The 8509-nt window shown below is 41.4% G+C and carries 9 protein-coding genes and 1 pseudogene; 4 read left to right on the top strand and 6 right to left on the bottom strand.

Translation table 11 applies throughout. From position 1 onward, the window contains the following. The 3 genes from ACM2FC_RS23235 to ACM2FC_RS23225 all read left to right on the top strand — a co-directional run. Window positions 1–244 (top strand): hypothetical protein (locus ACM2FC_RS23235; RefSeq protein ID WP_498483419.1); only part of this gene is annotated, 244 nt, incomplete at its 5' end. Window positions 245–537: 293 nt separating this feature from the next. Further along, window positions 538–876: a hypothetical protein gene (locus ACM2FC_RS23230; RefSeq protein ID WP_498483418.1), complete on the top strand. Its 339-nt coding sequence runs from the start codon at window positions 538–540 to the stop codon at window positions 874–876. Between the two features lie 261 nt (window positions 877–1137). Next, window positions 1138–1527, top strand: a complete 390-nt coding sequence (locus tag ACM2FC_RS23225) for an acyl-CoA thioesterase (protein ID WP_498483417.1) — start codon at window positions 1138–1140, stop codon at window positions 1525–1527. Between the two features lie 61 nt (window positions 1528–1588). Here ACM2FC_RS23225 and ACM2FC_RS23220 read toward each other — a convergent pair whose 3' ends face one another. From ACM2FC_RS23220 to mobH, 5 genes are all read right to left on the bottom strand, one after another. After that, entirely contained in the window at window positions 1589–2293 is a 705-nt protein-coding gene (locus ACM2FC_RS23220) for an SDR family NAD(P)-dependent oxidoreductase (RefSeq protein WP_498483416.1), read from the bottom strand. 93 nt (window positions 2294–2386) lie between these two features. Beyond that, on the bottom strand, window positions 2387–3037 hold the full coding sequence (locus ACM2FC_RS23215; protein ID WP_498483415.1) for an IncC plasmid conjugative DNA transfer DtrJ family protein: 651 nt from the start codon (window positions 3035–3037) through the stop codon (window positions 2387–2389). A 1-nt stretch (window position 3038) separates the two neighbouring features. Beyond that, window positions 3039–4586, bottom strand: a complete 1548-nt coding sequence (gene traD, locus ACM2FC_RS23210; protein WP_498483414.1) for a conjugative transfer system coupling protein TraD — start codon at window positions 4584–4586, stop codon at window positions 3039–3041. After that, window positions 4564–4890 carry a hypothetical protein gene (locus ACM2FC_RS23205; RefSeq protein ID WP_498483413.1) on the bottom strand — a complete coding sequence of 109 codons (327 nt, stop codon included), beginning with the start codon at window positions 4888–4890 and terminating at the stop codon, window positions 4564–4566. Before ACM2FC_RS23205 ends, traD begins: the two co-directional genes overlap by 23 nt. Further along, window positions 4883–6577: a MobH family relaxase gene (mobH, locus tag ACM2FC_RS23200; RefSeq protein ID WP_498483412.1), complete on the bottom strand. Its 1695-nt coding sequence runs from the start codon at window positions 6575–6577 to the stop codon at window positions 4883–4885. Before mobH ends, ACM2FC_RS23205 begins: the two co-directional genes overlap by 8 nt. A 249-nt stretch (window positions 6578–6826) precedes the next feature. Between mobH and ACM2FC_RS23195 the strand changes: the two are divergent. After that, window positions 6827–7231 (top strand): annotated as a pseudogene (locus tag ACM2FC_RS23195) (universal stress protein). Window positions 7232–7326: 95 nt separating this feature from the next. Here the strand turns inward: ACM2FC_RS23195 and ACM2FC_RS23190 are convergent. Further along, a complete protein-coding gene (locus ACM2FC_RS23190) occupies window positions 7327–8184 on the bottom strand; it encodes a hypothetical protein (RefSeq protein ID WP_498483411.1) in 858 nt (285 codons plus the stop codon). Window positions 8185–8509 lie beyond the last annotated feature (325 nt).

Raw genomic sequence — 8509 nt, 5'->3', positions numbered from 1 at the left:
TGCTGCTGTTGGCTCTTCACTATTTATTAGCACAAACGTATTCGCTGGGAGTCAACCAAGCCCGGATCCAATGAGTTTATTAAAAGATGGTACAACAACTTCATTTACACTTTGCAGTGTTGAAGCAAGTTCAAGTGGCCTTGCTTATATAGAGCCATGCGGCTCTTATGCATCAAAGAACAAGTCAGTACGGAGGTTGGTTAACATGGGACGTATCAACACCGGGTGGCCAAGCAATGTATAGTATTGCCCTTGATGCATATACGAATAAGCAGCCTGTTACTGTAGCGACTGACGGTACAACATGTAACGCTGGATATGATCAAGCATACAGAATAGATATTCACCAATCGTAATATTACTTTTTTGAATGCAAATCTTAGCTCGACTATATTAGCCGAGCTAAATCTGAAAATGGAAATGGGGCAGTACCTTGTTAGCCCCTTCATCAAAATTTCATCTCATTCATATCTTGAACTATACGGTGTGCGTAATTAGAGTGTGCTCCAACCTAACAACAATTAAAGAGAATCAGCAGTGAAAAAAGTTTTATTAGTCCTTATCCTTACACTTATCAGTGCCAGCTCATTTGCAGTAGAAGTTTTTACAACACAGAAAATCGAAAACGTTCGAGTCGTCAACGATAGTGGGCAAGTTTACTTTAATCCTGGCCCTACGGGGGCCTGCCCAAGTGGTTGTGATTGCAACTGGTGGATGCTAACACCGTCCGCACCAGATTCAGCTACCAACAGAACACTGAGTGTACTTCTCGCTGCTCAATCTACTAAAGCAACCGTCACTATTGAATATTCAGGTGAATGCACCGCTTACCCAGTAGCAAGAATTGTTAACATTGGTAGCGCGACAAATTGGTAAAGCATCACTGCCGATAAGATTTTTTAGGGCAGAATGGCCCTCGTCCGAAATGGCTAACTGACGTTTCTAAATTGCTTTGGGGCAAAAGTCTTTTAGCCCCTTCATTAAAAATTCAATTCTTCCACATCTCGGACAAAGAATTCCACTACAGTACATTCCACAATAATCGAAATGATTTTAAGTCATAAGGCAATACCACCTCGAACTCTGAACAGTATTCAAATACAATGTTTTTCTTTGTTTAATCAACAAGTAGTTCGCATGAGTATCCAAGAATTTTCAAAAGAGTTTGAAGTCCGTTTCACAGACTTAAATGCAGGTAACCATCTTTCCAATCATTTGTTACTAGGATATATCACCGACTATGTAGCAGATTTCCTTAAAAAGCATCAATGGAATTACGGTGATGTTTATGGTCATAAAGTGCTATTTAGTCGAATGAATATAGAGTTAAAACGTGAAGTATTTCAGTCAGATATCGTTACGATTGGTGTTGAAGGCTCAGAAGTTAAAAGCCGAAAGCTAACACTTTATCTAGTCGCTAAAGTCAAAGATAAGGTTATTGCTAAATCTACTCATGAAATAAATTTCGTAAAGAACAATCGGGTTGCAACCATTTCTAGTGAGATTGCATCGCTATTTCAAGGGTAGAAACACATGAGCGGAATTACTCCGCTCACTATACTTTTCAACTTGTTGATGGGAACCTCGCTTACGATTTCATTAGCATTCCACCATTAGTATTCAAGACTTCCCCTGTGATATTTGGTTGTTGAGTTAAAAAGAACACAGCTTGGGCAATCTCACTTGGTGAAGCCATTTGTTTCAATGGAATGCTCTCAACGAAACTTTCAGAGTTGGGAAGGTTTCGAACCATATCAGTATCCACGTAGCCAGGTGCAACGCAGTTTATTGTCACGCCTTTTTCAGCATACTCCAACGCGACAACCCGACTAAACGCTTCTAGACCCGCTTTTGATACAGAATAACTTACTAACCCTTTTTGCGGGATGCTACCTAACACACTAGATAGGTTAATAACTCTCCCAAACTTATTTTTTGACATATGACGAATGAATTTTTGAGTAATAAAAATGGCTGATGTCAGGTTAACGTTTAGGGTGTCTTCGAATTCTTTCTCGTTAATGCGAGAGAACAATTCAATACTACTCACCCCTGCATTGTTAATTAGTATGTCGGGGAGTTTATTTTGTTCCTTTAACTTTAAATAAAGCTCATCTAACTCATCTCTGTTTCTTACTTCCAATTGGAAAGAATCAAAGCCTTCATTTTTCAAGTGTGCGATGTTGTTTTCCGTTCTCGCAGTAGCAACGACATTATATCCCGCATCTCGAAAAATTGACGCAATTGCGAAGCCAATACCTCGATTTGCTCCTGTTACTAGTACATTTTTCATTTTTTAGCCCATCGATGATTATTCATCAGAGAAAATATCTAAGATAGTCCATTAAATCAACAGGTTGTATAGAAACTCGATTAAGTGAATTAGCTACACCCTTTTTATCGTGTTCGAAATGAACAACGAAACACTTAAACTAAACACCACCATCAAAATTGGAAACACGATGGGTGGTAGAGCGATCGGAACCATAAACAGCAAGTAGGTGGTAATCGGTGTGTAGTATAAAAATTTCCTTGCGATGCCATGACGAAGGGGTGACGAGTATTCAAAACCCTGCTTCTTGATTTCTCGCACCATGTAACCAGAGAAAGTGGACGTCACTAATATAATCACACTCAATATCACCCAAGGAGATAACCCATAGAACCGTAGCAAAAAATACTCTACATTCAGAGACAGATTATTGATGGCTTCCTCGACTGTACTCCAAAAGCTCGTAGTAAAATAGGTGCTGTCCCCTACCCTACCAGATTGCATATATTCTTCAGGCAACAATATCTTCTTAGTACCTGCCAAAAAACCCGAACTTTCTACGAGTGACACTGTAGCGTCTACAGCTTTATCATAGATACTTTTGGTTTGCTCATAGCCATAGAGTTCAATCATGTAGCTTAGCTCAGTTTTGATGCTCCCTTCTATCGCATCTTTGGACACAATGCTTAATATGAAAACCAGTTGTGTAAAGAGAATAATTGCTACGATCAAAAGCGGTCGTCGCGACCCTGCCTCATCTGACATCTTATTTTGGCTCCCCCAAGATCGGTATTCTTCCTTTGACTAACTTTCCTCCAGAAAATGACGCAACATACTCTAAATCAGGCAGCTGGCCCATCAATTCTTTTGGGAACATATCCGCCTCTTCTTCCATTAAGCGTTCTCCAATATTTGCGCCGATCCCATCCAAATTGTCATTGGAAGCATTAAATCCCTGAGTTCTCATAACATACTTTACTTTGGTGGAGGGAACCTGAGCAACGACTCTCTCTTGCGTTGGAGTGTCAGCGCAACGAAACGAAATAAAGTTATTCGTGGACGCGATGATTTGATCCGCTTTGGCTTCGCTTCCCAATTCAGCCGTAAAGTCTGAAACGGTTTGGGTCGCAATCCATAACCGAAAGCGTGCGCCTCGAGCTTTATTGACCATTTGAATTAGCGGCTCACACAGCATCTCGCTCGCCTCATCGACAAAGAGATTGATAACTTTGTCGTCCTCATCCCCATAGTTGTATCGGTCCGACGCTACCGCCGCGGCATCAGACAAAATCATTTTGCCAATCGCACTAGACACCAATTTATCTGACAGAGAGTCCGTTCCTATCACTAATACTTTATCCGTTCGAATCACCGACGCCATATCATAGCTAGCTCTCTTTTCTTCAGTGTTTAAATTGGATGGAGACAACATATTCGCTAACTCTCCATTGGTTACTTTGGATAAGTTGGCGAGTAAGTTGGCAGTGGATTGCTCGAGTGTCCTACGTTTTTCAACGTACATGGAAGCCATGGACTCAATAGTCGGGTTACCGTGTTTTGCCGCCACTTTTCTACGATAGAATTCAATACAAACTAACGCCCTAGCCTCTTCATCTTTCGTCGAATTCAGTTTGCTAAACAAAACCTGCTTCCAATCTAATTGATTCAAGTCGAACCAAGCAATACACGCTTTTTCAATGAGTAAGCCAAAATGCTCATAGTAATAACGTATTCTGGTTAACGTCACTTGCTCTCGAACCAATACCATGGCATCGACTAAGTATTGAAGAACCGTATTAGCAATGTCTCGATAAAACGAGTCTCCATCTTCGGGGATCAGCGCGGTTACTCTAGCCGCTATCTCTGAGGTTCTAGAAAAGTTTTTCAAAGGATTAAGCAAAATAGAGTCTCTAGGGTACGCAGGGTGCCACATAAGATAGCGCTCTGGTTGCCCCATCAAATTGCACGTTTCTTTCGCGATTCTACGGATATCTTTATCCCCTTTAGGATCGAGAAAGATACAGCATTCTCCTCTTAGGATGAGTTGCTTGAGAACCAAATCAAAGAAGCGGGTTTTCCCAGAACCAGTAGCTCCAGCAATGAGAGTGTGTCCGTCAGCCCATGACAATTGATATCGAATCTCTTTTTCTTGCGATAGCACACCCTGGATGTAGCCTTTTCCTTTGCTCACGCGCTGCTTTCCTATCATCTCACTAATATTTCGCTTAGTGATGTCATAGATAAGCTGAGCTTCGGAATGTGACCACTCATTACCCCACCCCAAAAATAGGCTACTTTCGGTTTGCTTTGACATTCCTCAACACCTCTTTGTCCGTAATTGCAAATAGCCGTAACGCCTTGTCACTATTTGGATCGACAAACTCTAAGGGATAGCCTTTTAGCTTAGATTTTTTAATATAGATGTCGACCCCACCTTTCCCAAGAACGAACCCAATCAATACACATCCCAGTGTAAAAAACCAATACACATGGCTAGGAACAGTAAACAAGTATGGCGATACAAAGCAAGCTAACCCTGCCACTATCCATGCTAAAAATATCCTTCCTTCGTAATTAGTGCGGTAAGGAAAGTTGTAGTTATTAGGTTTGTCACTCATGAATAAAAATCTCCTTCGATCCCATCAGCAGAGAATGTGCATTGAATGGTGTAATGCCTTCGATTCCTGCTGCAGCTACGGCATCCTCTACATCCAAAAGTTGTTTTTTAGGCACCACGACTTGGCCATTCTCGAGCGAAAGATTAAACTTTTGATAAATGAATTGCGCTACCTCACAACTCAATGTTGAGTGCTGACCAACCGAAGGGTTCAGTCCTTCTTTAGATAGTGTTGCTGACAGCGAAGGCGTTGTGGATTTCGCTTTTAAGGTGTCGGACATCCCCTCAGCTGCTCGGGAGTTGTTCTGAGCATCTTGGGAGCTCATGATGGATAATACTCGATTTACAGTATCCAAAGAGCTCTCATGCAATTTTTGCTTTGGCATAGACTCTTGCTTGAATTGCGTTTCTTTTTGTTCGTTATCGACAACCTTCGCGACTTGTTTTACCTCTGTATCCGCTTTAGGTCTTTGGGAATGCTCCTTTATTGAATAGAGTTTATTGGGCTCAACCACTAATCGCTCTACATTGCGAATTTCTAAGCACGCTAGTTTGACGGCTTTTTTATCCGTGCCTAACACCTCTGGATAAACATCAAACATCGCTTTTTCACCATTCTGATTAGCCATACCTTCTTCTATCATGATCCGTGCTAGTACGTCCGGCACTTCAGGAATGCGATATCCTGCCTCAATCATAGCTTCAACAAGCTGAGGAACGGCGACCGACCAAACGATATACAGTGCATTATTGACATACCAGACTGGCGCATTGCCAGAATTGATGAGCCATACATTCGTCAAAATATAATGTTTCATTAAGTCACAAAGTAGCTCAGATAACGGTACTTGTTTGATTTCTTTCGTGATGTGGCTGTTACGCTGAAACAGATCGGCCCGGGCTGAATCACTATCTGCTTCTGCCACAATTTTGGTCATTGGATGCTCGATGGTGGATTTTGCTACTGATGCAAGCATTGCCGTGTGAATATCGTGTCCGTCAAAACACCCTCCTAGCCAAGACCATGTCTCTTGTGGTATCAAACGTTGCATCACCATCAGAGACGCGTTTTGATGTTTCATATGACGTTGTTTGCGCCAGCTAATAAAGTAGCGCTCTATTTTGTGCCTGCTGGCCCACTGATGTATCGTCTCGTCTCTGTGTGCATCCCACTCAATACGCTTGTCTTGATCGTGTTCGCCATTGCTTACCACCATGTCAGCAAGAATTTTTCCACCGTCATGCATCATCGCAGCCAAGACTGTCCCTGTTTTCCACTGCAAATTGGACTGTTGAGTATCCGCTATCGTACCTAAACCGACCGGAAACTGAGTGTGCTGTGCCTTGCGCATTGCACGTTTCGCTACATCAAACGAATGATATATTAGGCCTCCACCTGTACTGTGATGTTTGTATTCCGAGGCAGGAAGTAAATCGGCGTATTCTATAAAGATGTGCATAACAGGTGCAATATAACAGTCAAAATCTTCATATCGCATACCCAACTCACTGCGAATGAATCTGATATCTTGTTGCACTCGGTTGATTAAAACATCAGGCCTAACAACCGGAAGACCTTTGGGGTTAGGGGGATAACCGATGACATCATCATCTAAGTTGTCCAATCCATACTTTTCCTCAACATCGTCCTTATGTTTGAAAAATTTCGTAAATAGACCTCTCAACATAGAACCTCTCTTCCTTGTCTATTCAAGGTGTTATTCATATGTATTCATCGTACTACTCACTTATGGATTTCCTAAATTTTCAACCTAACGGAGTATTATTGACTCGCGCTTTATTGTTTGCAGATCAAAGAACTTTCCATTGAATAATTGTTTTGTTCCGTTCAAACTGCCCTAAATACGGTGTACACAACGCAGCTGAATCTCTGGCTGTACTTTTACCCCACTAATAGGAAATAAAAAGGATATAGCATGACCTACAAACACATTATGGTGGCCGTTGATTTATCTGATGAAAGTCGCGTGCTTGTAGACAAAGCAATCGCCCTCGCAACGCCATTAGACGCGAAGCTGTCCTTCATACATATCGATGACAGTTATGCCGAAGCCTATATCGGGTTTGTAGATATCAAATCATAAATAAAAAAAGCATCTCAGACAGAAATGCGTAAATTAGTCGAGGGGACGAATTACCCGGTCATGCATACGCTGGTTGGTAGTGGGCACTTAAACGATGAGATTTATCAGGCGATAGGGGAGTTTAATGTCGATCTGCTTGTATGTGGGCATCATCAAGATTTCGTAAGCACGTGGCTATCGTCTGCCAAAAAAATAGTTAATCACTCGCCAATAGATATGTTGATTATTCCTCTTTAAAACTTTCTAACGCCTCTCGCTTTATCGCGAGAGGCAACCGTACTAATGTGTGATGCACTAAAACACAATTCTTTATTTAGTCACGCAATCCATCACTATCCAAAGTTCGTAATGTAAGTTCCGGAATTAGTTGGTCTAATAACATTCCTTTCAGCTAACTCACTCAAGTAAGCTTTCACCTCTTTTTGTTTAATACAGTCTCTAAATGCCCCATAAATTGATCGGTGAGTTGGCACGCATTCTCCACTTGCCAACGCCGTCACCATTTGCTCTAAAATACGTTCTGAAGTATTTGAATACGTGATTGAGACAGGTGTCTCAACGGTTTCACCCTGTATTGATAAATGGTTAGTGTAACTTTGTGCGTTTACTTTGTATCGAGGTAATGGGTTGTATCTGTTACGATCGGACTTTTGGTTTAGCAGAAATAAGCACAGTGTCATTCCTATTGATATCACTTCAAGAGCTATAGAGATAGTTAAGATGATAGGCATTGAAAAGGAGACCAATAGGCTATCTTTAGGAGTAGCAACTGACTCCTCAATCGCTGCATTTAGCTGGTTGTGCTTTTGAGAAAGTAAAATCGCAGTTTGATTTGCCTTTGATACGTGATCTATTTTTAGTTGCTTTTTCTGCAATTCCTGTAAGCTATTTATTTCTTGCTGTAAAGCTCCAATTTTTACCTGTGCCGCCTTAGCAACTCTGGTTTGCGATAGCGCACTAGAGACACCATTTTGTAAAGAAAAAACCGAAGCTGCGACACTCAAGCCAATTAAGGCGACGCTAATAAAAGCCATAAGCATCGCCGTAAGGCGGCTTTTTTGGACAATGCGACCAATTAGGGTAGGGGTATAGCTTTTTACAGTGTCAAAGACGAAACCAATAATAGCAAAGGAAAGCGCCATGCCGGAGCTGCTGCCGATCGAGTACATAAAAGAAACGGTCAGATACATACTTATACCAGCCGTTATATAAAGTATTAAATAACAAAAAGCTTTATGTGGAACGTTATTTTCAATATAGTTCATTTGATTAACTCTAGTTTTAGCGAATTGGGATTTAATCTCCCTCTAAAAGGTTGCCGCCTTTTAGAGGGCTTCTCACGATACCATTCTTAAAAAGTGTTCACGCCGTGAACGTTATAAGGTACAGCGCAATTTCGAAAGTGTTCACGCCGTGAACGTTATAAGTTACAGCGCAATTTCAAAAGTGTTCACGCCGTGAACGTTATAAGGTACAGCGCAATTTCGAAAGTGTTCACGCCGTGAACGTTATAAG

This window comes from Vibrio sp. A37 (assembly GCF_059777565.1).
Note: the sequence above shows the minus strand (reverse complement) of the source record. Positions and strands in the feature narration are given on the sequence as shown.

Bases quoted from the DNA above. Each gene is read 5' to 3' on its own strand.
- ACM2FC_RS23225 (WP_498483417.1), top strand. From the start codon at position 1,138: ATGAGTATCCAAGAATTTTCAAAAGAGTTTGAAGTCCGTTTCACAGAC.
- ACM2FC_RS23220 (WP_498483416.1), bottom strand. From the start codon at position 2,293: ATGAAAAATGTACTAGTAACAGGAGCAAATCGAGGTATTGGCTTCGCA.
- ACM2FC_RS23215 (WP_498483415.1), bottom strand. From the start codon at position 3,037: ATGTCAGATGAGGCAGGGTCGCGACGACCGCTTTTGATCGTAGCAATT.
- traD (WP_498483414.1), bottom strand. From the start codon at position 4,586: ATGTCAAAGCAAACCGAAAGTAGCCTATTTTTGGGGTGGGGTAATGAG.
- ACM2FC_RS23205 (WP_498483413.1), bottom strand. From the start codon at position 4,890: ATGAGTGACAAACCTAATAACTACAACTTTCCTTACCGCACTAATTAC.
- mobH (WP_498483412.1), bottom strand. From the start codon at position 6,577: ATGTTGAGAGGTCTATTTACGAAATTTTTCAAACATAAGGACGATGTT.
- ACM2FC_RS23190 (WP_498483411.1), bottom strand. From the start codon at position 8,184: ATGTATCTGACCGTTTCTTTTATGTACTCGATCGGCAGCAGCTCCGGC.